We start from the raw sequence: 23,748 nt of genomic DNA on the forward strand, positions 1-23,748 counted from the left end.
GGTTTAATGCATTTAAATTAGGAGTCACTTGATTTCTCTTCTGCTGTCACCGAAAGCAAATAATCTAAAATTACAACACCAGTTTTAACCACTGACTTAGTAGCTGCATCAGATATTTTGGAGCCACGATGTATTACTCTATTGCAAGTGCTGTTAGTTTTCATCAACAGTACTAACGAATCGGGCGAGAGAATTTCTTTGGCAACAAGCTCTTCAGCCATGCCTACAATACCTATTGGACGTGTTGAAATATCGATACCATGTTCGTAAGCAATTCGTCTGAGTTCTCTTTCTAATTCAAGTCTTAATTTTGCTAATGCTAATGAATTATCTATCCCGATTAATTGATTTATGCTTACATCCCAAGGCAAGGATTGAGAAACCGCAACTTTGCCTTTTTGACTAATACTTGATTCACTTGTTTCTATGTCTACAATGCTTTTGCTAATATCAACTTCGTCAAACAAGATTTCATCTAAAGATGAATTCATTTTTCGTTCTCTTCCTATAAACCGCTCGAAAGCAGATAAGGCAGCAACTGTAGTCATACCTGAGATAATTAGCAACACTTGGTCTGTTCCAGATGTTGTCTCATTTTTTCCAACCACAAAAAGCAGATAAGCTGTAACAAAGGCAAGAATTAATCCTGCGATTATGCTGCGAAACCCTTCAATTTGTGCAGGTCTACTAATCATCTTCTTTTCCTTTGTCTCTGCCTGAAAATGTTTCTTTTACTAAGTCTGGTGCAAGTTCGTACAGAAATGCTCCCAGTACTAGCAACCCTGCTTCAGTCGAGCCATTAATGAATAGCACTAAACCTATTGTAAGAGCAGCAACAGAAACACCTATTCGTCGCCATATCTGTATGTTCTGTATGAAACGCCCCTGTTTACCTTCCTTAATAACTTCATTTTGTTTGATGATTTCTCCCCGTATTTGAGTCCAAAACAAGGCTTCTTGAGGAGAATTTGCTTTAGCTATGCGTTGCTCTACTTGGGAAAGGGCTGTAGGCTCGGCAGAAGCGTCAGAAGCAGATGGTAACTGAGCAGATGTTTTCTCCAGTCCCTCTTCTTCTGACATTTTCTTATCTTGAATTAATACAACAGCAACCCCAATTCTAGTAAGAATTTCCTAATTTCCGATGGTGAACGGCGGTGATAGATTCTGGTTTGGAGACGCGACCTGCATAAACCGTACAGTAGACGATCCAGTGGTCATTGCACTCCATCCGGCTAGCGACTTCGCATTCCATATAAGCAAGGGCATCGGTAAGAATAGGAGAACCATTCGTTGCCATTTGGGTTTTGACTCCAGCAAAGCGGTCAGCGCCAGGGGGAAAGCGCTTGAGGAAGTGCTTCATCAGGGCTTGGTAGTTACCTTCTTCCAAGACATTCAAGACGAATCGATCGCCGACCTGCATCAAAGACTCGATCGCCCGGTCTTTTGCCACTGCGATCGTGACTCCCAAGGGTTGAAAACTAGCCTGGGCAACCCAAGAAGCTAACATCGCCCCAGAGAGTTCGCCTTTTTGGGTAGTAATAATGTAAAGTCCGCTGCTGATTCTTCCCAGGGCTTTTTCTAAGTCGGCGGCGAAGGCTTTTAACTGTTTAATACTGCGATCGCGCGTCAGTAACTGCCCCAAGTCCGTTCCCGATTCTTCGCACTGCTGGTATGTATTCTCTGTCGGGGTATCTTGAATCCGAATGATACCAAAAGCTGGAGTCAAGCCCAAGTTACGAAACTTATTTTGCAGTGGATAAATCGGTTCGTCGTCGCCACCCCCAGATTCAAATAGACCAAAGACTTGCTTGGCTTTGACAGCTGCCAAAATCGAACTGAGAGTATCGTGGGCGGGATCGCTGAGGCTGCTGGGAGGCATCCCAATGATAACTCCGGCGCTGCGACCGACAATTTCTTGCACTTCTTGCTGGTCGGTTGTCCTCATATCGACCATCTCTACAGCAACACCCGTTTTATCTATCCCGTGGGAGATAAAAGCTGCAAGGCGATCGCTATAGCCATAGTCTGGAGTGTAAAACAGGGCGACGGTGGTTTCTGTCTTAGCTTGATTTTGGCTCCAACTACGGTAGCGTCCGGTGAGTTCCGCAACATTGTGAGAGAGTAAAGGTCCGTGACCAGTACCAATGATGTTGACTTTCCCTAATTCACCCATCCGTTTCATCGCAGAGATCACAGAACGGGCATTAGGAGCCATCAAACACTCGTAGTAGTATTGAAAATCGGCTTCGATCGCGGTTAAATCTTCATCAAACATGCGCTCGTCGCAGTAATGCAACCCAAAAGCATCGCAGGTGTAGAGAATTTGGGTGGCGCGATCGTAGGTAAAAATAGTATCGGGCCAATGCAAATTAGGCGCGCTGACAAATTCCAGTTCGTGTCCGTTGCCTAAATCGAGGCGATCGCCATTTTTGACGATTTGGCGTTGGAATGGTTGGTGTACCATGTCCTCAAGAAACTGCAAGGCAACTTTGGAGCCGACAACCGTGGCGTTGGGTGCGAGTTGCAGCACGTCTTTAACCAAGCCGCTATGGTCTGGCTCGGTGTGGCTGATAATGATGTAATCTAGCTGTGAAAGGTCAATGAGATCTTTGAGGCTATCTAAATACAGATGGCGAAATTTTTCGTGGGAAGCATCAACTAAGGCAGTTCGTTCGCCCTGAATGATGAATGAGTTATACGTTGTACCGTTTTGCAGACCGTATTCAATGTCAAAGCGATCGCGATCCCAGTCGAGCGATCGAATTGCTGTGGTATTGGCAGCAATTTCACTTGTCTGGATTGTCAGGCGATTTTGCTTTCTATCGGCGAGTACTACCATTAGTCCTCTCCCCTATAATTTTTAAGTATTATTTCCTTATCTTCATTCTCTCACGTCTTACTTGTAAAGCTTTATTAAATAAATTATCAGTGAGTTAAAAAAGCTAAAAGTAAATCGTAAGTCGTAAGTCGGAATTAACTGATAACTGAGATGGAAGCTTGGCTGGGTTTGGAAATTGGCAATTCTCGGTTGCATTGGGCTTGGTTTGCAGGCGAAGAGATCCAAGTGACTTGGGATACTCCCCATCTTTCTAGGTTGATTGAGCAACAGCTAGCTCAGTGTAAGACTTTTGCCGATCTTCCCCAAGAAATTCTGTCTCCTGACTTAAATACCTCTCGTCTCTTGCCTCTCGCCTCTCGCCTCTTACCCATCTACATTGCTTCTGTTGTTCCTAGTCAGACAGCGCTGTGGCAAGCATACCCAGAAGCACACGTAATTTCGCTAGATAAAATTCCCCTTTCAGGAATTTACTCCACACTAGGGATCGATCGCGCTTTAGCTGTGTTGGGAGCTGGAGAAACTTTCGGTTTTCCCGTCTTAGTTATTGATGCAGGGACTGCATTAACTTTTACAGGTGCAGATGGCGATCGCTGTTTGGTTGGTGGGGCAATATTACCAGGATTGAGCCTACAGTTGCAGTCTTTAGGGCAAAAAACGGCTAATTTGCCATCAATAACAACTCCCGAAATTCTTTTTTTACCCGAACGCTGGGCGATGAATACCTCAGAAGCAATCCAAAGTGGAGTTATCTACACGCTAATTGCCAGCATTCGCGATTTTGTTACGGCTTGGTGGGAAAAATTTCCCGATAGTCAGATTTGTTTTAAAGGAGGCGATGGTAAGTTGCTACTGGAATATCTGCGATCGCTCCATCCTGAATTCACAGATCGAAAAATTATGTATGAACCAAACCTAACATTTTGGGGAATGCGATCGTATCTGCAAAGTTTCCAGTAATTGTTTTTGAGCTAAGCTAAAAATGATGCCACTTGCGACATCAATTTAGCCACCATAAAAGACATGGAACGGACGGTACGTACCACTCTCACTCTACCTTCTGAGCTTCTAGAAGCCGCCGATAGAATGGTTAGCGAAGGGAAAGCCAAGAGCCGTAATGAGTTTGTAGCTCAAGCTTTGCGACACGAACTGGCAACACTACAACGAGCAGAGATTGATGCAGCCCTAGCTGAGATGGCACAAGACCCAGACTATCAAGCAGAAGTGCTAAGAATGGAAGCTGAGTTTGCTCCTGCTAGCTGGGAAGCTTTAAGTCTAGGGGCTTCTCAGGTGTGAAACGGGGAGAAGTCTATGATGCCCGCCTCGAACCCGTTGAAGGTTCTGAACAAGGAGGAACTCGACCCATCATCATTGTTAGTCGCGATGCAATTAATGCCTATAGTCCTGTAATTTTAGCCGTTCCTTGCACTACTTATCAGCCAGATAAGCGAGTTTATCCGACTCAAGTTTTAATTCGTGCATCAGATGGGGGATTGAGTAAAGATTCTATTGCTATGGCAGACCAGGTGCGCGTTTTATCTAAAGCTCGTCTTTTGCGCTTACGAGGAATGCTCTCGCATCAGGCAATGTTGCAATTAAACCAAGCATTGTTAATTGCTTTAGATTTGCTAGGGCAAGATTAAGTAAAAGCTAGAGTTTATAGCTCATGATAAATCGAAGCGAAGTTAAAAGTGTTCGCGGGCTATTTGTTGGTCTAGTCACCCTAGATTTTGTTTATTTAGCTCCATCCCCACCAACTAACAATCAGAAAATTGTTGCATCCGATTATGTTGTTGCAGCTGGGGGTCCTGCTACTAATGCTGCCGTCACATTTAGTTATTTGGGGAATCAGGCTACTTTGTTAGGAATAGTAGGAAGCCACCCGATTACTCAGCTAGTTCGAGCAGATTTAGCAACTTATGGAGTGGCGATCGCAGATTTAGCACCCAGTCAAACTGAACCGCCGCCTGTCTCGTCAATTATTGTCTCCCAAGAGACGGGGGAACGGGCAGTAGTTTCTATTAATGCTGTCAAAAACCAAGTGACACCTGAATTTATCCCAAACAATATTTTACAAGGTGTAGATATAGTTTTAATTGACGGACATCAAATGTTAGTAGGAGAAGCGATCGCCCAACTTGCTAAAGCTAATAATATTCCTGTTGTTGTTGATGGTGGTAGTTGGAAACCTGGATTTGAAAAAGTTCTGTCTTTTGCAGACTACATTATCTGTTCTGCTAACTTTCGCCCTCCCAATTGTCACAACATGGAGGAAGTCTTTGCCTATCTTTCCCAAATAGAAATTCCTCATATTGCGATTACTCAGGGAGAACAACCAATTCAGTTTTTAGATGAGGGAAAAATCAAATCTCTAGAAATTCCTCAAATTAAACCTGTAGATACTCTCGGTGCAGGAGATATTTTTCACGGGGCTTTTTGTCATTACATTCTTCAGCACAATTTTATTGAAGCTTTAGGAGCTGCGGCAAAAATTGCTGCTCGGTCTTGTCAGTCTTTCGGTTCTCGTCAATGGATGCAAACTGGGAGAAATTAACTATCGGGATTAGCTTCCTCTAACTGCTCTGCCTCAAAGTCAACTTTGTTATATAAATCTTCTAGAGAGATTTGAAAGAGAACAGAGTGTAAGGCAATCATTTCATCTTCTATATCATATTCTCGAATTTCCCAACGCTTTCTTCCCGTCTTCACATACTGCATGACATTAATTTTGGTTTGGTCGATTAATATGTATTCTTGGAAAGAAGCAATAGTTTTATAATCCTCGAATTTTGCTTGACGGTCGCGACTTTGGGTAGACTTAGATAAAATTTCGGCAATGACAATTGGATTAGTCACTGTATCGTTACGATTATTGTAATACTCTGGCTTTCCGGCAATTATCATGACATCGGGATAGGTGTAAATGTTCTTATCAGGGATCCACAAACGCACGTCACCCATAAAAACTTCGTAGTCTTGCTGTCTGAAAGCAAAATTTAGTCCAGTACTAAGATTTAGTGCTAGCCGATTGTGATTTGTCGTTCCGCCTACCATTGGAAGAATTTCACCGTTTATATATTCGCTCTTGAATTTAGCTATCTCTTCTAAAGCTAAGTACTCATCTTGGGTGTAGTAGCGTTCGGTTATTTGCATAGTTTCCTCAATCTCAAATTACAACTGGAAATCACAAATTCTACCGATAGTTTAACTTGGTAGGTTGTACAAAATATCGGAGGGCGGGTTTAGGAAGATCTCAGATTGCAGCAGAGATAGTTGGTAAACCCGCCCCTACTACACTATTTCGCGGACTAACTGTGCCAATCTTTCAGCACTATCAACTACTGCGATCGCGCCTGCTTTTTTTCCCATTTGAGCTAACTTTTCAGGTGAATGCAACAAACTTAAAACTTCTTTGGTTAAGATTTCCGGTGTTAATTCTGGTTGACGAAAGACTAAAGCCGCTCCCGCTGCCACTAAAACTTGAGCGTTGTAATATTGATGATCTTCCGCTGCTGTTGGTAGGGGAATAAAAACCGCTGGCTTGCGGGCGATCGCTAATTCCGTTACCGTACCAGCTCCAGCTCTGGCAATAACTAAACTTGCCCGATGCAACAGCCGCGCCATATTGTCATAAAAAGGCAGTGCAATATACTGCGGATGTTTCAAACTTTCCACGTCAGGATCGTTACTCCCCGTCTGATGTACCACCCACGCTCCAGCCTCAAACCAAGCCGTAGCAGATTGCCGCACTAACTTGTTGACAGCTACCGCTCCCTGACTACCACCGACAATTAAAATCAGCGGTACGTTCTCAGGGATAGCTAAATCTAGAGGTGGTAGCGTATCTAGTGCCTCTACTTGAAACTGCGATCGCACGGGCGTACCTGTAAAGATGGTTTTGGCTCCAGATAAGTATTTTGCTGCTGGTTCAAACCCAATCGCCACAACACTACACCAACGACTTAAAAAGCGAGTCACTTTGCCGGGAATAGCATTCGATTCGTGCAAAATAACGGGTAAACCAAGCGATCGCGCTGCAATAACTGCTGGAGCCGCAATATATCCACCCGTTGTTAACACCCCCTGAAACTGCCCCTGTTTTAGCAACTTTCGCGCCTGAAAAATAGCAAGAGCCAGTTTAGTTAAAATTTTTACCGTACCCAGCCCCAAGCGTTGCTGAATGCCTTCTACATCGATAGTATGCAAGCGATATTGGGATGGAACTAATTGAGTCTCTAATCGATTCGGAACCCCCAACCACTCAATCTGGTAATCTGATAACTGTTCCGCAGTGGCGATCGCCGGAAACAAATGTCCGCCAGTGCCACTTGCTGCAATCAATAGTCGCATCCGTGCATCCCCCATTCCCTTCTACCAAGTCAAGACACAGGTTAACCTAAGATAGAGCAAATGATGTTGTTTTCGGTCATTGGTCATAAAGTGCGAATTGCAAATTGCAAATTGCGAATTGTCATGACAGCTAACTTGCTCAATCGGGAAATATTTAGGCGATCGCCAATGGGTAAAATCTTGAATTCTCTGTCTGCTTGCTTGTTAGTTCCAGTACTGCTAGCACTCTCTGTCATAGTCTCAAGCAACCGTACCGTTGCCCAAGCTCCAGTACAAACCCCGCCAGCATCCACCCCCACTAATGCGCCTCAGCCTCAGCCACCAGTACCGCTCAACGCACCCGCAGAACTGACAAACATAATTGCGCAAATTGATGCGGCTGCCAACCAACGCAACATTAATGAGGTATTAAAGTTTTATAGTCCCAATTTCACTCATTCCGATGGCTTAACGCGCCAAAGCATGACACAAGCTTTAACTGCCCTATGGAAGAGTTACCCGCAGCTCAAGTATCAGACGCAACTGCTCTCGTGGCAACCTCAAGGCAGGGCTACGATCGCAGAGACGGTGACTAAGATTACTGGCACGCAGCCGCAAGCGGTTGGTAATACGCTACTCGATGCCACCATTAGATCTAAACAGAGGTACGAGAACGGTCAAATCGTACAGCAGGAAATTCTTTCCGAGCAAAGTCAAATTAAAACTGGAGACAAACCGCCAACGGTAGAAGTCAAACTACCGCAGCAGGTAAAACCCGGGCAGCAATATAACTTTGATGCAGTCGTGCGAGAACCATTAGGCGACGATTATCTCCTCGGTGCGGCGATCGAAGAACCAATTAGACCCGATAATTTTGCAAATCCGGCGCGGGTGGATCTAGAGTTACTCTCATCCGGCGGACTATTTAAAATCGGTCGCGCTCCCATCAAACCCGATCGCTACTGGGTTTCTGCCGTACTCATCCGAGGCGATGGCATGACACTGGTAACTCAGCGCCTTAATGTAGTCGGCAAAAATCCACCTGCGGCGCAGAAGCCATAGAAGAGAGCTGAGGGAGCTGAGGGAACTGAGGAAGAAAAACTGCTCCTGACTCCTGGCTCCTAAGTTTTGACTTTTAACTTTTGACTTTTGACTTTTCAGAAAGGAGTATGGTTTCAGTCCGACATCAGATTGTATTAATTACGGGTGCAAGTAGTGGCATTGGTGAAGCGACAGCGCAAATATTTGCCCAAGCTGGTGCTAAGTTAATCTTAGTAGCCCGTCGTCAAGAACGATTAGCACAATTGGCAGACGATCTTAATAAAGAATTTGCCAGCGATATACATACTATGCAGTTGGACGTGCGCGATCGCACCAGTATAGAATCGGCTTTAGCTCAGTTGCCGTCTGAATTCTCCGCGATCGACGTTTTAATTAACAATGCTGGTCTGAGTCGCGGTTTAGACAAGCTCTATCAAGGCAGTTACCAAGATTGGGAAGAAATGATCGATACCAATATCAAAGGGTTACTTTACTTTACCCGTGCGATCGTCCCAGGAATGGTAAGTCGCGGACGGGGACATGTTGTCAACCTCGGCTCGATCGCAGGACATCAAACTTATCCTAACGGTAATGTCTATTGTGCTACTAAAGCCGCCGTCAAAGCAATTTCTGAAGGCTTAAAACAAGACTTACTGGGGACTCCCGTGCGGGTTACATCCGTCGATCCTGGGATGGTAGAGACGGAATTCAGCCAAGTTCGATTTCACGGCGATACCGAACGAGGAAATCAAGTGTATCAGGGACTCAAACCCCTCACGCCAGAAGACGTAGCCGATGTCATTTTCTTCTGCGTCACGCGATCGCCCCACGTGAATATCAGCGAAGTTTTGATGATGCCCGTGGATCAGTCGAGTTCGACTTTGTTTAATCGAAGGGGTTAGGGAGTTGTAGAGACGTTCCATGGAACGTCTCTACAACCAGCGTACTATCAACAAATCGGTCGATTCCCAGGATTCACAGCATGAATGTACTCGCTACCAGAATCGGGCCAGCCGCGTTTGTAGGCTGCTTCTTGGGGTTGACCCCAACCCAGTTGCAGAATAATTTCGAGAAAATTTATATTTTCTGATTTCCACAGGGTCGCCCATTGGGTTCGGTGCATAATTCTTTCGACATCAACTGGCGTAATCTGTCGGTAGCCTTTGCCGTGATTGATACTCAGGTAAATATCCATTCCTGCCGTGACTTCTTGCCAAAACTCGGCGATCGCGGATCTATGCTCCTTCAAGATTTCCAAATCTTCAGGTACGGCGATTAAGTGGGCATCAACTTCAGGATATGCGATTGTTTTACCTTTAACCGTCATCTGTCGCCAGACAATGCCAGATACGCCATGTTCGATTTGGTAACGATGTACTGCTGCCTTGAAGTCTTGATAGGCAGTAAATTTTTGCAAGCCTTCGGGTTTGAGATACTTGTCGATCGCAATATTACCCGAAGGTTGCGCCGCCAAGTTGAGCCTTTGTCCCTGGAGACAGGCTTGGCGTTCGGCTGCCAAAATCTCAATTAGCTCCTGTGTAGTGTACGCTTTTGTCATTAACTAGTGGCTAGTGGCTGGTGGCTGGTGGCTAGTGGAACCAGTGACTAGTTGGGGCTATTGCCGATCATTTTGCCTAAAAATTGTCCTTTTGTCTGCGCATCTGCAATACATTTTGAGGAGTGAGGAGTGAGGAGCGAGGGGCGAGGTAAAGGACAAGGGGGACAAGGGGGACAAGGGGGACAAGGGGACAAGGGGGACAAGGGGGACAAGGGGACAAGGGGGACAAGGGGGACAAGGGGGACAAGGAAGCAAAGGAGAAAATCAATTCAATATCCAAAATCCCCACACCCTACACCCCACACCCTAAACCCTTTCCTGAGCGCACCACGCACCACTCTCTTTCCCTGACTCCTTGCTCCTCACTCCTCGCTCCTATTCCGTCACTTCAGAACTAAATTCATTGAAAGAGCGGCGTTTCAACTCAGATGATTCGGTACGGGGTAATAAGTCAAATACTTCTCGCAGGGTGTCATCTACTCGTTCGTAAGGAACTTGCCCTGTTTCATTCAGGACGACTTTACCCGCTTTGTCGAATACAATAACTTGCGGAACTGCACCCTTGTAGTAGTAGCCAGGTTCGGTGGGCTTGTAGGTCAATTCCGGTAAAATGGTGTCTACATTGACAGGAATGATATCTGTTGCCCGACCATAGAAGGCTTGCATCCGCGATACTGCTGAAGCATACTGCTTACAATCGCTGCAATCGTCTAAGTACAACACTAGCAGCGTGGCGCGATCGCTTGCTGCCATAGATTTTTCTAACGTTGTTTTTGGTGGTACTAGTGAGGCATTTCCACCATACAACACAAAAACGTTCCCTTCATAATTGTCGTCGTTGATTCCTGCTAGGGCAGAGGGTATTCCCAGGCAGTACGAAAATACGACGAATAGTAATAACAACTTAGTCAACAATCGTCTCCATCGACGTGTCGCGTTTGGAGGTGACTGGAGCTGAAAAAAATTCATTGCAGCAAACCTTAGATTTGAGCCAATAGTCCACATCTACCATTAGACTATTTTTTTGCTGTTGGTTGTTGGTTGACGGTAAGAGAGTGGTGCGTGTTGATGCGGGTGTGAGGTGTGGGGTGTGGGGTGTGGGGTGTAGTGAGAGAATTGATGTTAATTTTGTTAACTACATCTATCTTAAGTCGGAAATCAGAATCGGTAATTTTGATTTAATCTATATAAGGAGAAGCAGGAGCTAAAAATTCTGTCATAGCAATAGAAATTGGAGGTTTGAAGTCGCAAAAATCTGAAAAAGGTGTAGATTCGCGATCGTTCGTTCAATCTGGGTGCTAGCGGTTGACAGGAGCAGTTAATCGATGTATATCAATATATAAACGACATAGTTATTTAGACAGGGTTATTTATACATAGTTACTGAAACTGTGTTACTGAAACTATAGGTATTAAAACTGTGAGTTATTGAAGCTATAGTTATTCAGGCATAGTGATTAAGGCTATGTTATTGAAACTATGTATTAGGTTGCGTCGATTGGTTGAGTAACTAGGAAATATTTCAAATGGACGCAGCCCAATTTCAGCAAGTGGCAAAAGCTCTAGCAGAGCCACGACGATTGGAAATTCTAACAGCGATCGCTACCCATGATGAGCTATCTTGCCGAGAAATAGTCGAGCAGTTTCCTGTATCGCAAGCAACAGTTTCTCATCACATTAAGGAGTTAGTTAAAGTCGGTTTGATCGAAACTAGGCGTGCAGGGCAATACTGTTATTACAGTTTTCGTGCGGAAGTTTTGTCAATTTATATTACTCAGTTACAGCAACTTTTGACAATAAACATTCAACAAAAATCGCCGGAACGAATTTAAGTGACTTGAATTGGAGACAACCAATAATCTCGATCGCGTATAGAAGGGAATTTAAACCTATTACGAATATAACTTTCACCGTTATTACAGGAGTCACTACTTAAGTAATCAAACCGCTAACTGACAACTTCTTTGTACAGACGTTACATGTAACTGATAACTGTAGAGTTTGGTATTGACCGATGAATTATTACACAAAGGTGAGGCAATAAGCCAAAATTACAATTCTCTTTAGAGAATTCCTGACTCTTCGTTAGTCAAAACTTTTATTTAGCAAGCTTTCTATTCAATATGGAATCATCAGAACCTAAAGCATCCGCTACGGATGAGAGAAAACAAGTCCAAGACAAACCCCCAGGTAAACGCAAGCCGTGGATGTGGTTATTGGTCGGTCTAATCGCCATTGGTGGCGGAGTTGGACTATGGTATTTACTCGCACCCAAAAATCAAAACGCCAATTCAGCCGCACAGCAGCAACCGCCAACTAAGGTGAGGCTAGCCACCCTAGAATCAGGAGCAGTCAGCGAAAGTAGCGAGTATATTGCCAATTTAGAATCGCGACGATCCGTGACTTTACAGCCGAGAATTCAAGGGCAAGTCTCTCGTATTTTCGTTCGTCCAGGCGATCGCGTCAATCGAGGAGCGAACCTAATTCAGATCGATCCAGAAGAACAACAAGCAGCCGTCAGGAGTTCTAGCGCCGCGATCGCAGCTGCCGAAGCAGAAGTGGCAAATGCCGAAGCAACCCTGAGTTCCTTGCAAGCAGAACGCCTTTCTAACTTGTCGAATGTCAGATTCAACGAGAAAGAATACAAGAGATATTCTGACCTTGCCGACCAAGGAGCGGTAGCGCGATCGGTTGCGGACGATTATACCAATAGAATCGCTACGGCAAAAGCCGAACTCAATGCGATCGACAAACGCATTGCCGCTCAGAAAGCTACCGTAGCTCAACAGGAAAAAGCCTTGGCAGAAGCAAGAGCGAATACCCAAGGACAGGAAGCGCAACTGAAATACTACACGATTACCGCACCCTTTGCGGGTACAGTGGGGCGAATTCCGGTCAAAGAGGGGGATTTTGTCAACACATCAACCCAACTCACAAGCGTTACCGAGAACCAACCCCTAGAAGTCAATATCTCCGTACCCATCGAACGGGGACCAGAACTACGCCAGGGAATGCCAGTCGAGCTGCTTGACGGACAAGGCAAGCGTGTAGGGACGAGCAAGGTCTTTTTCATTGCCCCTAACACCGCTACTAATACCCAATCCGTACTCGTCAAATCTCTATTTGAAAATTCCCAAAATCAACTGCGTGCCGACCAATATGTAAGAGCGAGAGTCATTTGGAATCAACGCCAAGGCATTCTCGTTCCCACAACGGCAATTAACCGGATTGGCGGTCAAAACTTCGTCTATGTAGCAGAATCAGCACCACAACAACAGTCTCAACAGGCACAATCGGGACAACCACAGCTGATAGCACGGCAAAAACCCGTGAAATTAGGCAGCATTCAAGGTAACAATTACCAGGTTCTCGAAGGATTAAAACCCGGAGAGCGAATTATTACTTCAGGACTGCTCAACCTCAGAGACGGCGCACCGATCGCCCCTGAATCTTAAAGAGACAAGGGAGTCAATGGTCAATAGTTATTGGTCAATGGTTAATAGCAATCAACTATTAGCTATGAACTATGAACCACTCCCTACTCCTGTACGGGCGGGTTCACCTGAAATCTTTGCTAGTAGCAAAGCCGCTTGGTAAACCTGCCTCTACAACTACCCTACTCCCTACTCCCTCATGTTTGTTGACTTTTTTATCAAGCGACCAGTTTTTACGAGCGTCTGCGCCATTATTATTTTACTGGTAGGAGCGATTAGCATTCCTACCCTGCCCGCCGCTCAATATCCTGAAATTGCGCCGCCCCAAGTGCAAGTCACTGCTAACTATGTTGGGGCAAGTGCAGAAGTCGTAGAAGATACAGTAACGACAGTACTAGAACGAGAAATTAACGGCGTTGATGGGATGAGATACATCAACTCCAGTAGCGCCAACGACGGTACGAGTACGATTACAGTCACGTTTGAAGCAGGACGGGATCTCGATATTGCTGCTGTAGACGTGCAAAACCGCGTTTCGATCGCCGAACCGCAGTTGCCGCAAGAAGTGCGTCAAGTCGGCGTGACGGTGACAAAGCAGACCAACAACCTGCTGTTGGGCATGGGTATATTCTCGCCTAACAAGCAGTATGACAACGTGTTCTTGAGCAACTACGTCGATCTTTATATGGTCGATGCCTTGCAACGAGTCAAGGGCGTGAGCGAGGCGCGGATTTTTGGCGAACGTCGCTATGCTATGCGCCTGTGGCTAGATCCCGATAAACTCGCCAGCCGCAATTTAGCAGCACAAGATGTTGTCGATGCCGTCGAAGAACAAAACTTGCAAGTAGGCGCGGGGCAAATCGGTCAGCCGCCTACAGAAGACGGGCAGCAATATCAAATTGACTTGCGGGCTGTGGGTAGACTTGTTGACGTGTCTCAGTTTGAAGACATGGTAATCTCGACCGCACCAGACGGAACCCTGATTAAATTGAGCGATGTAGGACGGGTAGAATTGGGGGCGCAAAACTACAGTTCGTTCCTGCGGTATCGGGGTCAAGAGGCGGTAGGGATCGGGATCTTTCCGATTCCAGGTAGCAACGATTTGGAGGTGGCACGAAATGTTAAAGCCGAAATGGAACGGCTATCTCAACAATTTCCGCCAGGGATGGAATATCAGGTAGCCTATGACACGACCTTATTTGTAGAAGAGTCCCTCAAAGAAGTCATTATTACCCTGCTCATGTCTGTGGCGCTGGTAATTGCGGTGATTTACCTGTTCTTGCAGGACTGGCGCACGACTTTGATTCCGGTTGTGACAATTCCTCTAGCTTTGATCGGCACGTTTGCTTTTGTTAAAGCGTTCAATTTCTCGATTAACTCTTTGACGTTGTTCGGTTTAACCCTTGCTACAGGGATGGTAGTAGACGATGCGATCGTTGTTGTGGAAGATATCTCTCGCTTGATTCAAGATGAGGGAATGCCACCGCGTCAAGCAGCATCAGAGGCGATGCACGAATTGTTTGGGGCAGTGATTGCAACTTCCTTGGTATTGATGGCGGTGTTTGTCCCCGTCGCCTTTTTCCCAGGAGCCACAGGACAAATTTATCGGCAATTTGCGCTGACGATCGCCTTTTCAATTACAATTTCTACCTTCTTGGCGCTGACCCTTACGCCCTCACTCGCAGGCTTGTTGCTGCGACAAAAACCACCTGCACGGGGTCCTATAGCTTGGGTATTTGGTAAGTTTAATCGCTTCCTCGATTGGACGCGCCACAAGTACGAGCGATCGCTCAGTTTCCTAACGCGGATCAAACCGATTGTTTTGGGAATATTTGTCGTCTTCTTAGGACTAACGGCATGGTTGTATCAAATCGTCCCCACCGGATTTTTACCCGATGAAGACCAAGGTTATTTCATCACCCTAATTCAAGGACCCGAAGGAGCTTCGCTGAACTACACCAGCGACGTGATGCGGAAAATCGAAACTGAATATCTGAAATTACCCGAAGTCAAAGCAACTTTTGCCGTTGGTGGTTTCGGTATTGGTGGTACGGGTAACACCGCTAACAGGGGAGCAATTTTTACCCCGCTCATACCTTGGGGCGAACGTCCAGGGGCAAATCAATCGGCAGAAGCTCTGATTAATCGGATGCGCGGTGTTGTTTCCCAATTTCCTGAAGCTAGAATTCTACCTGTAAATCCGCCCGCAATTCGCGGTTTGGGTAGCGTCAGCGGTTTCCAATATCAACTGCAAGACCGTCAGGGAAATCTTCCTCTCAACGATCTTGTCGGCGTAATGCAACAACTGATGCAACGTGGAAATCAAACCCCTGGATTGTCAGCTGTCTTTAGTACTTTTGGGGCAAATGCGCCGCAAATGGAGATCGAGATCGATCGCAACAAAGCCAAAGCCTTACAAGTCGATGTAGACGAAATTTTAAATACTCTGCAAACATACATGGGTTCGCGCTACGTCAACGATTTCAACCTACAACGGCGGACTTATCGGGTGTACGTCCAAGCCGACAAGCAGTTTCGCTCGAATCCAGAGGATATTGGTAAATTATACGTGCGATCGAATCAAACCGATCCCGACCAGCGGCAGATGATTCCGCTGAGCAACTTGGTAAAAGTCACCCCGACTACTGGAGCGCAGTCAATTACACACTATAACCTCTTCCGCTCGATCGAACTTAACGGTTCTGCGGCTCCTGGTTTTAGTACCGGACAAGCAATGGACGCGATGGCAAAACTATCAGCGGAAATTCTCCCAGCTAGCATGGGTTATGAGTGGTCGGGGATTTCCTTAGACGAGACAGAATCAGGTGGTCAAGCACCGATTATCTTTGCTTTAGGCTTGGTCTTCGTATTCTTAGTCCTAGCAGCACAATACGAGAATTACGTCGATCCATTGATCATCATGCTGGCGGTTCCCCTAGCAATTTTCGGAGCGTTGTTAGCTCAGAATCTGCGGGGTTTACCGAATGATGTTTACTGTCAGGTTGGTTTGGTGATGTTGATCGGATTGGCAAGTAAAAACTCAATTCTGATTGTAGAATTTGCCAACCAATTGCGCGATCGCGGACTGTCAATTACGCAAGCAGCGATTCAAGCATCCCAGGAACGCTTGCGACCAATTTTGATGACGGCTCTTTCGACCTTATTAGGGATTTTCCCCTTAGTCATTGCCGTGGGTGCGGGGGCAAAAAGTCGTCAAGCACTTGGTACGGCAGTATTTGGCGGCATGTTTGTGGCAACGTTCTTGAGTTTGTTTGTCGTGCCAGTACTGTACATTGTTATCAGTAATTTGCGCGATCGCTTTCAATCTCGTCGTCCACCTCAGCCACCCCAGCAGTTGGAACCCAGCGATACAGATGTCAGAGTCGCTTCTGAAAGCCGATAAATTTGCGATCGATTAATACGCAAAATTTGTAGGGGCGCACAGCTGTGCGCCCCTACAGTCTATGTAATCATCACGCTAATTGCTTCAACACATCCGTTACCACGCCAAATAGTTCGTCGATATGCTGCTTTTCAATAATCAGCGGTGGCGACAGCGCAATATTATCTCCCGCTGCTCTGACTAATGCCCCTTGCTGATAGCATTTGACAAAAGTTTCATATCCCCTTGCTCCTGGTTTGCCTGGAATTGATTCTAGTTCGATCGCTCCTACCAATCCCAAATTGCGTAAATCGATAACATGGGGTAAACCGCGCAAACTGTGGACGGCATTTTCCCAGTAATCCGCAATTTCTGATACGCGAGTCAGCAATCCTTCTTTTTTGTATATATCTAACGTAGCCAGAGACGCAGCACAGGCGACGGGATGACCGGAGTAGGTGTAGCCGTGGAAAAATTCAATCCCGTTTTCTATTCCCTGGACAAAGGTTTGATAGATTTCCTCGCGCACGAATACCGCTCCCATCGGCACAGTCGCGTTGGTAATTCCTTTTGCCACCGTAATTATGTCTGGTATGACTCCAAAATAATCAGCAGCAAATGGCTTACCCAAACGTCCAAAACCCGTAATCACTTCATCAAAAATCAGTAAAATGCCGTGTTTATCGCAAATTTGGCGTAACTTTTGCAAATATCCGACTGGTGGTAGCAAAACTCCTGTCGATCCTGCAACTGGTTCCACAATAACAGCAGCAATGGTTGAGGCATCGTGTAACGTTACCAACCGATCTAACTCGTTAGCTAAATGCTCGCCCCACTTAGGTTGTCCGCGAGTAAAGGCGTTATGTTCTAAATTATGAGTGTGGGATAAATGATCGATTCCAGTTACGATGTTGCCGAATAACTTGCGGTTTGCTCCCGTGCCTCCCACCGCCGTACCACCAAAATTGACCCCGTGATAGCCGCGTTCTCTACCAATTAGTCTTTGCCGCGCCCCTTGACCTTTAAGCCGATGATAGGCGATCGCAATTTTCAAAGCCGTATCGACAGATTCCGAACCAGAATTCGTAAAAAAAACGCGATTCAAATCTCCAGGTAACAGTTCTACTAGCCGTGTTGCCAATTCAAACGGTGCTGGATGTCCCATCTGAAACGTCGGAGCAAAATCCAACTGCATTACCTGTTTTTGTACCGCATCGGCAATTTCTCGGCGACCGTGACCCGCATTGACGCACCATAACCCCGCCGTACCATCAATTATCTGCCGTCCGTCAGATGTGGTGTAATACATCCCCTCAGCCGCCACTAACAAACGGGGACTAGCCTTGAACTGACGATTAGCCGTAAACGGCATCCAAAAGGCATCTAAATCGCTGCTGGGAAGATTGGTAGTAGTTGCTAATTCCATAGATTTAATCGGGGGGCTGAAAGCTCATTTACATATTAAATCGCATTGGTAAGTGGTAATTGGTAATTGCTAATTGGCTGCCGATCGCGCACCACGCACCACTCACTAATAACTGATAAAATAAAAAAGCGATCGCAGGAGATAAAATCACGGTTTACGCACGTCCTTTGGCTCGTTTGATCGAGCAGTTGCAGCGCTTGCCAGGAGTCGGTCCCAAGACCGCTCAGCGCCTTGCTCTACATATTTTGAAGCGTCCAGAAGCAGAAGTTGAAGCCTTAGCACAGGCTTTGTTAGAAGCAAAAAAACAAGTGGGTTTGTGTAAAGTTTGCTTTCATCTCTCAGCCGAACCCGTTTGCGAGATCTGCCGTAACTCTAACCGCGACAATAATACAATTTGTGTTGTGGCTGACTCCCGCGACGTGATTGCTTTGGAAAAAACTAGGGAATATCACGGCAAATATCACGTTTTGGGGGGAGTCATTTCACCGATGGATGGCATCGGACCCGAACAGCTAACAGTTCAATCGCTGGTACAACGGGTGAGTCAACAACAACCCAAGGAAGTGATTTTAGCAATTGGTCCTAGCGTGGAAGGAGAGACGACAACGCTGTATGTCGGTCAACTCCTCAAACCATTCACAAAAGTGACGCGAATCGCCTTTGGTTTACCCGTAGGTGGCGATTTAGAATACGCTGACGAGGTGACGTTAGCAAGAGCTTTAGAAGGGCGGCGGGAACTAGATTAGGGAATTCGGAATTCGGAATTCGGAATTCGGAATTAAAGATTTGTTAGTTAGCTAGTTTGTTTTGTGCGGTAGAGGCTGCTGCTTGCACGAAGCCAGCTTGTCGGATGGCTTGTTGTCCTTGGTCAGAAAGGAGGAGTTTGGTGTAAGCCTCTCCTGCTTGTTGCGCCCTACCTCCATCTTGCTTGACGATCGCGTATAAATTACGAGTTAGGGGGTAGCTGCCATCAGCAAAAGCTGCTAAGTTTGGTTGATGACGCTGATTAGGGCAAGGTTGAGATAGCGGTTCGCGATAGGGAGCGACGAAGCGATCGCTATTCTCTCCCAAGGGAATTGGCTTGACCCCGCATTGATGCACGACCGCACGGGCAGAAGCATAATAGATTGCACCTGGAGTCTGATTAACTAAACGCAAGGCGGCTGTTGTGGAGTTGACAGAGCGTACGTTTGTCCCAAAAGCTTGCTCTGACGTAGAAAAGATTGCAACCGGACTACCATCTTGAGGATGACGAGTGTATGGTACGATTGGCAAGTTTTCCCCACCTAACTGACTCCAGTTGGTAATTTTGCCTTGATAAATTTGCTGCAACTGCTCTACGGTTAAACCAGAAATTTGCAATGAGGGATGAACGACGGCGGCGATCCCATCCATCGCAATTGGAATTTCTGCCAGTGTCAATCCTTGCTTTTGTGCCAGTGCTTTTTCTGCTGCTGTTAGCGGACGAGAGGAGTGGGCAAAATCTAATTTCCCGTCGAGCAACATCTGTATTCCCACACTAGAACTCAAATTACCATTAGGCGGCTGGATATAGCGCAATTGAAGTTCTGGGCGTGCTTGCTGAATCTGAGCGTCAACCACTTGGCGGATTGGTATCCATGCAGCACTACCACCATAGTTAAACGTACCTGATGGTACACCTGTCGTGCGATCGTATGTAGAACCATTTGTTGTTGCTACTGGATTTTCTGAAGTTTGATTTGTAGCAGTAGCGCTGCTCCACAATTGAGGTTTTAGCCACCACAACAAACCACCAATAACCAGCAAGGTCAGAACTTTGCCAATAATTAATCCTTTAATTAATAGGACAACATCTTTATTTTTCTTGAGTGGAGTCTGATTGGATTTTTCAAACATGTTTTAGTTATCAGGGAGCAGGGAGAGACAAGGAAGACAAGGGGGACAAGGGAGCAACTACCAATGACCCATTACCCATTACCAACTATTCTTCTACTTTGTAACCAAATTCTGATAGTCTGAGCCGAGATTGCCTCCATTTTGGTTGTACTTTTACAAATAGTTCTAAATAAACTTTCCCGGCGATTAGCTTTTGAATTTGTTCGCGAGCAGCGCTACCGATCGCTTTGAGCATTGCTCCTCCCTTACCGATCAGAATTCCTTTTTGAGAATCTCGCTCGATATGAATAGTCGCAAATACACGGGTAATATTAGGAGCTTCCTCCACTTTGTCAATAGTAATTGCTACCGAGTGAGGAACTTCATCCCGTGTTAGCAATAAAATTTGTTCGCGAATTAATTCTCCCATAATAAAACGTTCTGGCTGGTCTGTAACTAAGTCGGGAGGATAATAATAAGGACCAGGCTCCAAACATTCTACAATTGCCTGTTGTAAGGCTTCTAATCCCTCACCATTGAGAGCTGAAAATTTTAGCATCTGCCATTGGTAAGATTTAGCGATTTCTTGGTAAGAACGATCCAAATCTTCAGTATTAGTCGATCGCCGGTCGATTTTGTTCAGCCCTAGAACTACAGGGGTTTGTGTCTGAGTTAGCAACTCGATAATAAAGCGATCGCCTCCCCCAGCAACTTGAGAACCATCGACCACAAACAAGACTACATCGACAGAATCAATCGCAATCTGAGCATTTTTGACTAACACTTCTCCCAACTGATGATGGGGTTTATGAATTCCTGGCGTATCGACAAAAATAAATTGAGCTGCGGGTGTGGTCAAAATTCCTCGCAAGCGGTTGCGCGTTGTCTGCGCGACTGGAGAAGTAATTGCAATTTTTTGCCCTACAAGTTGATTCATCAACGTCGATTTACCAACATTAGGACGACCGATAATCCCAATAAAGCCAGATTTATAACCAGGCGGGGCTTGGGGAATAGTTAATGCATCCGAAAAATCAAAAGAATCGTTATCTGAATTAATCACTGCCTAGAACTAGCTTAATATTGCAAAAAATAAAGAAATCTAAAATCAAATTGTAATTAAGATCGATGCTACCTGTTTCAGTCTAATGTACTGCTTTGGTAGAGTGGCGCGTGTTGATGCAGGTGTGATGCGTGGTGCGTGGTGCGTGGTTTTTCTCCCCCAACTCCCCTGTCCCCCTTGTCCCCCTTGTCCCCCTTGTCCCCCTGCTCCCTGCTCCCTGCTCCCTGCTCCCTGTTAACTGATAACTAATAACTGAATGAAAAGAATTGGAATTTTGACCAGTGGTGGAGATTGTGCGGGTTTGAATGCCGCGATTCGTGCCGTGGTGCATCGCGCTGTCGGTACTTATGGCTGGGAGGTATTTGGAATTCGACAAGCCACTTTAGGATTGATGGCTCAACCACCACAAGCGATCGCCTTAGAAATTGACAAAGTTGATGGATTGCTCGTAGCTGGTGGGACAATTTTAGGAACGACCAATAAAGGCGATCCTTTTGCTTTTCCGATGCCAGACGGGACTATCCGCGATCGCTCGGAAGACATTATTGCTGGCTACCACCAATTAGGCTTGGATGCCATGATTGGCATTGGTGGCGACGGTAGTATGGCGATTTTACGTCGCCTTGCCCAACAAGGAAATCTCAACCTGGTAGCAATTCCTAAAACGATTGACAATGATGTCGGCGTAACCGAACTTTCAATCGGTTTTGATACTGCTGTAAGTATCGCCACTGAAGCTTTAGATCGGTTGCATTTTACGGCTGCCAGTCATTCCCGCGTAATGATTTTAGAAGTTATGGGACGCGATGCAGGACATATCGCCATCAGTGCGGGGATTGCTGGTGGTGCTGATGTGATTTTAGTCCCAGAAATTCCTTACACTGTCGAGCGCGTCTGTTACACGATTAAAGAAAGACAAGAACAGGGGAAAAATTATTCTCTCGTCGTCGTATCGGAAGCGGTGCGGACGGAAACAGGTGTATGCGTCATGTCCACCGATCGCTTGGGACAATGTCGCTATGGTGGCATCGGTCAATATTTAGCTGACGAAATTTGCACTCGGATTGGAGCAGAAACGCGAGTCACAGTACTAGGACACGTTCAACGAGGTGGTACGCCGTCACCACTAGAACGGGTAATTGCCTCTGCTTTTGGTGTTGCGGCTGTCGATTTGATCGCCGAAGCACAGTACGACCACATGGTAACGTGGCAAAAACGGCAAGTTGTCAGCGTTCCTATTCCCGAGGCGATCGCCCAATACCGCGCAGTCAATCCTCACGGTACACTGGTCAAAACTGCCCGTGGTTTGGGTATTTGTTTAGGCGACGAGCATTAGTCAGTTATTAGTTATCAGTTATCAGTGTAGAGACGTTACATGTAACGTCTCTACAAAGTTATCGGCGAATGGATTGTGGGGTGTGGAGTTGACTTGCGAATGCGTGGCTATAGACGGTTCAAAAACTGGTATCCACTATGTCTTTTCTCACCTAAACTCTAGAATGGTAAGAGTGAGTAGTTGAGAAAAGTGCTGTATGTTGTGAAAGTAAAATCTGAAAGCAGAAGTTGCGAAAGCAGAGGTAGAATTAACCATACGTGGCTAATGCCTCAAAGATAAACTAAAGTTAATTTATTAAAACTTTTCCGGTATAATTCAGATATTTTTTGACAAAATGAAACAATCTCACTGATGAGTCTGTGACTTTTGACGGATTGTTCCGTCTAGCTTGTTGTCCTTCCAACAGACTTCACACAGACTTCAGATTGTAGATAATAATACAGGTATATTGAGTGAACAGCTTCGATCTAGCTCCGCCTAAAATCCTGGTAGTTGACGACCATCCAGCTAGTCGTATGACGGCTGTAGCTATTCTCTCGGTAGAGGGGTACGAAGTTTTAGAGGCAGATAGCGGCTCGTCAGCGCTAGAGTCCGTCAGTCAAGGTCAACCGGATCTAATCCTACTGGATGTAATGATGCCAGAAATGGATGGATTTGAAGTTTGTTGCCAACTGAAGCAGGACGAACAGACAAGGTTGATCCCAGTCATTTTTATCACAGCTTTAAACGATAGACAAGCTAGAATTCGTGGGATTGAAGCTGGGGGAGATGATTTTTTAAGCAAACCTTTCGATCGCCTGGAATTAGCTGCCCGCGTCAAATCCTTGGTGCGTCAAAAGCGTTTGAATGAAGATTTAGATCATGCTTCGCAAGTGTTATTTTCCATTGCTAGAGCAGTGGAAAGCCGCGATCCCAATACTGGCGATCACTGCGAACGCTTGGTAAACTTGAGCGATGCTTTCGGTGGCTATCTCAATCTGTCCCGCCCTCAGAGACGGGATTTGATGTGGGGTAGTTATTTACACGATATTGGTAAGGTTGGCATTCCCGATGCCGTGCTGCTGAAGACTGGAAAACTAAATCCCAAAGAGTGGGAAGTGATGCGACAGCACGTTTTGATTGGTGAGAGAATCTGTCAACCTCTACGGACGATGCGAGGGGTGATTCCAATTGTTTTGCACCATCACGAGCGCTGGGACGGTTCTGGTTATCCCTATCAACTAGTTGGAGAACAGATTCCTTATCTCGCCCAAGTATTTCAAATTATTGATATTTATGATGCTCTGACTAGCGATCGCCCATACAAACGCGCGCTGTCTCAGGAAGAAGCATTAAAAGTTTTGGTTGCAGAAACCAATCGAGGATGGCGCAATCCCGAACTCGTACAACAGTTTATCAACTTTATTAACTCAACTGCCATCCCCGCAACCTCTCTGGAGGGACTTGGGGTTAGGATCGAGGGATTAAGGGCTAGAGGCTAGACTTT

General features: G+C 45.8%; 25 protein-coding genes. 13 read left to right on the top strand and 12 right to left on the bottom strand.

Features of this window, described 5'->3' with window-relative positions; all coding sequences use genetic code 11:
- Window positions 1–17 precede the first annotated feature (17 nt).
- Genes M5J74_RS14415 through M5J74_RS14425 form a run of 3 tightly spaced genes read right to left on the bottom strand, consistent with a single transcriptional unit; the run spans window position 18 to window position 2,839 of the window.
- Window positions 18–695 (bottom strand): hypothetical protein, encoded by a 678-nt coding sequence (locus tag M5J74_RS14415; protein ID WP_250017053.1) that lies wholly within the window; start codon window positions 693–695, stop codon window positions 18–20.
- Window positions 688–1,080: a hypothetical protein gene (locus tag M5J74_RS14420; protein WP_015154778.1), complete on the bottom strand. Its 393-nt coding sequence runs from the start codon at window positions 1,078–1,080 to the stop codon at window positions 688–690. The genes M5J74_RS14415 and M5J74_RS14420 overlap by 8 nt, the downstream gene beginning before the upstream one ends.
- A gap of 37 nt (window positions 1,081–1,117) precedes the next feature.
- On the bottom strand, window positions 1,118–2,839 hold the full coding sequence (locus M5J74_RS14425; RefSeq protein WP_106217367.1) for a diflavin flavoprotein: 1,722 nt from the start codon (window positions 2,837–2,839) through the stop codon (window positions 1,118–1,120).
- A gap of 150 nt (window positions 2,840–2,989) precedes the next feature.
- Between M5J74_RS14425 and M5J74_RS14430 the strand changes: the two genes are divergently transcribed.
- The 4 genes from M5J74_RS14430 to M5J74_RS14445 all read left to right on the top strand — a co-directional run bounded on the left by M5J74_RS14430 (window position 2,990) and on the right by M5J74_RS14445 (window position 5,390).
- Entirely contained in the window at window positions 2,990–3,796 is an 807-nt protein-coding gene (locus M5J74_RS14430; protein ID WP_250017055.1) for a pantothenate kinase, read from the top strand.
- A 63-nt stretch (window positions 3,797–3,859) separates the two neighbouring features.
- Window positions 3,860–4,132 (top strand): ribbon-helix-helix domain-containing protein, encoded by a 273-nt coding sequence (locus tag M5J74_RS14435; protein WP_015154781.1) that lies wholly within the window; start codon window positions 3,860–3,862, stop codon window positions 4,130–4,132.
- Window positions 4,129–4,479 (top strand): type II toxin-antitoxin system PemK/MazF family toxin, encoded by a 351-nt coding sequence (locus tag M5J74_RS14440; RefSeq protein WP_106167472.1) that lies wholly within the window; start codon window positions 4,129–4,131, stop codon window positions 4,477–4,479. The genes M5J74_RS14435 and M5J74_RS14440 overlap by 4 nt, the downstream gene beginning before the upstream one ends.
- Before the next feature lie 23 nt (window positions 4,480–4,502).
- Window positions 4,503–5,390: a sugar kinase gene (locus M5J74_RS14445; RefSeq protein ID WP_250017057.1), complete on the top strand. Its 888-nt coding sequence runs from the start codon at window positions 4,503–4,505 to the stop codon at window positions 5,388–5,390.
- Here M5J74_RS14445 and M5J74_RS14450 read toward each other — a convergent pair.
- A complete protein-coding gene (locus tag M5J74_RS14450) occupies window positions 5,387–5,989 on the bottom strand; it encodes a Uma2 family endonuclease (protein ID WP_106217365.1) in 603 nt (200 codons plus the stop codon). The genes M5J74_RS14445 and M5J74_RS14450 overlap by 4 nt on opposite strands.
- Before the next feature lie 138 nt (window positions 5,990–6,127).
- Window positions 6,128–7,201, bottom strand: coding sequence for an undecaprenyldiphospho-muramoylpentapeptide beta-N-acetylglucosaminyltransferase (gene murG / locus M5J74_RS14455; RefSeq protein ID WP_371933997.1), 1,074 nt, complete (start codon window positions 7,199–7,201; stop codon window positions 6,128–6,130).
- A 108-nt stretch (window positions 7,202–7,309) separates the two neighbouring features.
- On the opposite strand from murG, the gene M5J74_RS14460 reads away from it, so the two are divergent.
- Window positions 7,310–8,227: a nuclear transport factor 2 family protein gene (locus tag M5J74_RS14460; protein ID WP_199755596.1), complete on the top strand. Its 918-nt coding sequence runs from the start codon at window positions 7,310–7,312 to the stop codon at window positions 8,225–8,227.
- A 107-nt stretch (window positions 8,228–8,334) separates the two neighbouring features.
- Entirely contained in the window at window positions 8,335–9,108 is a 774-nt protein-coding gene (locus M5J74_RS14465; RefSeq protein WP_015154787.1) for an SDR family oxidoreductase, read from the top strand.
- A gap of 47 nt (window positions 9,109–9,155) precedes the next feature.
- On the opposite strand, the gene M5J74_RS14470 is transcribed toward M5J74_RS14465, so the two are convergent.
- Window positions 9,156–9,764, bottom strand: a complete 609-nt coding sequence (locus M5J74_RS14470; protein ID WP_106217363.1) for a hypothetical protein — start codon at window positions 9,762–9,764, stop codon at window positions 9,156–9,158.
- Window positions 9,765–9,893: 129 nt separating this feature from the next.
- Here M5J74_RS14470 and M5J74_RS14475 point away from each other — a divergent pair, with 129 nt between their 5' ends.
- The gene (locus M5J74_RS14475; protein ID WP_250017061.1) at window positions 9,894–10,115 is read left to right on the top strand and encodes a hypothetical protein; all 222 of its coding nucleotides are present in this window, start codon (window positions 9,894–9,896) and stop codon (window positions 10,113–10,115) included.
- A gap of 24 nt (window positions 10,116–10,139) precedes the next feature.
- Here the strand turns inward: M5J74_RS14475 and M5J74_RS14480 are convergent, their stop codons facing one another.
- Window positions 10,140–10,733, bottom strand: a complete 594-nt coding sequence (locus tag M5J74_RS14480) for a thylakoid membrane photosystem I accumulation factor (RefSeq protein WP_041463116.1) — start codon at window positions 10,731–10,733, stop codon at window positions 10,140–10,142.
- A 557-nt stretch (window positions 10,734–11,290) separates the two neighbouring features.
- On the opposite strand from M5J74_RS14480, the gene M5J74_RS14485 reads away from it, so the two are divergent.
- From M5J74_RS14485 to M5J74_RS14495, 3 genes are all read left to right on the top strand, one after another.
- Window positions 11,291–11,596, top strand: a complete 306-nt coding sequence (locus M5J74_RS14485; RefSeq protein WP_015154790.1) for a helix-turn-helix transcriptional regulator — start codon at window positions 11,291–11,293, stop codon at window positions 11,594–11,596.
- A gap of 291 nt (window positions 11,597–11,887) precedes the next feature.
- On the top strand, window positions 11,888–13,219 hold the full coding sequence (locus M5J74_RS14490; protein WP_015154791.1) for an efflux RND transporter periplasmic adaptor subunit: 1,332 nt from the start codon (window positions 11,888–11,890) through the stop codon (window positions 13,217–13,219).
- A gap of 178 nt (window positions 13,220–13,397) precedes the next feature.
- Entirely contained in the window at window positions 13,398–16,601 is a 3,204-nt protein-coding gene (locus M5J74_RS14495; protein WP_106168334.1) for an efflux RND transporter permease subunit, read from the top strand.
- Window positions 16,602–16,671: 70 nt separating this feature from the next.
- On the opposite strand, the gene M5J74_RS14500 is transcribed toward M5J74_RS14495, so the two are convergent.
- Window positions 16,672–18,006: an aspartate aminotransferase family protein gene (locus M5J74_RS14500; RefSeq protein ID WP_015154794.1), complete on the bottom strand. Its 1,335-nt coding sequence runs from the start codon at window positions 18,004–18,006 to the stop codon at window positions 16,672–16,674.
- A 28-nt stretch (window positions 18,007–18,034) separates the two neighbouring features.
- Entirely contained in the window at window positions 18,035–18,157 is a 123-nt protein-coding gene (locus M5J74_RS32740; protein ID WP_256498792.1) for a hypothetical protein, read from the bottom strand.
- A 25-nt stretch (window positions 18,158–18,182) separates the two neighbouring features.
- Between M5J74_RS32740 and recR the strand changes: the two genes are divergently transcribed.
- Window positions 18,183–18,752: a recombination mediator RecR gene (gene recR / locus M5J74_RS14505; protein WP_041463118.1), complete on the top strand. Its 570-nt coding sequence runs from the start codon at window positions 18,183–18,185 to the stop codon at window positions 18,750–18,752.
- Between the two features lie 43 nt (window positions 18,753–18,795).
- On the opposite strand, the gene M5J74_RS14510 is transcribed toward recR, so the two are convergent.
- The 3 genes from M5J74_RS14510 to M5J74_RS14520 all read right to left on the bottom strand — a co-directional run bounded on the left by M5J74_RS14510 (window position 18,796) and on the right by M5J74_RS14520 (window position 21,257).
- Window positions 18,796–19,884, bottom strand: coding sequence for a PstS family phosphate ABC transporter substrate-binding protein (locus M5J74_RS14510; RefSeq protein ID WP_250017062.1), 1,089 nt, complete (start codon window positions 19,882–19,884; stop codon window positions 18,796–18,798).
- 85 nt (window positions 19,885–19,969) lie between these two features.
- Window positions 19,970–20,926, bottom strand: coding sequence for a GTPase Era (era, locus tag M5J74_RS14515; RefSeq protein ID WP_106218796.1), 957 nt, complete (start codon window positions 20,924–20,926; stop codon window positions 19,970–19,972).
- Window positions 20,927–21,008: 82 nt separating this feature from the next.
- A complete protein-coding gene (locus tag M5J74_RS14520) occupies window positions 21,009–21,257 on the bottom strand; it encodes a hypothetical protein (protein ID WP_181824331.1) in 249 nt (82 codons plus the stop codon).
- Between M5J74_RS14520 and M5J74_RS14525 the strand changes: the two genes are divergently transcribed.
- Window positions 21,183–22,262: an ATP-dependent 6-phosphofructokinase gene (locus tag M5J74_RS14525; protein WP_015154798.1), complete on the top strand. Its 1,080-nt coding sequence runs from the start codon at window positions 21,183–21,185 to the stop codon at window positions 22,260–22,262. The genes M5J74_RS14520 and M5J74_RS14525 overlap by 75 nt on opposite strands.
- Before the next feature lie 452 nt (window positions 22,263–22,714).
- The gene (locus tag M5J74_RS14530) at window positions 22,715–23,743 is read left to right on the top strand and encodes a two-component system response regulator (protein WP_015154799.1); all 1,029 of its coding nucleotides are present in this window, start codon (window positions 22,715–22,717) and stop codon (window positions 23,741–23,743) included.
- The last annotated feature ends 5 nt before the right edge of the window (window positions 23,744–23,748 follow it).

It is taken from the genome of Chroococcidiopsis sp. CCNUC1, assembly GCF_023546805.1.
GTDB lineage: Bacteria > Cyanobacteriota > Cyanobacteriia > Cyanobacteriales > Chroococcidiopsidaceae > Chroococcidiopsis > Chroococcidiopsis thermalis.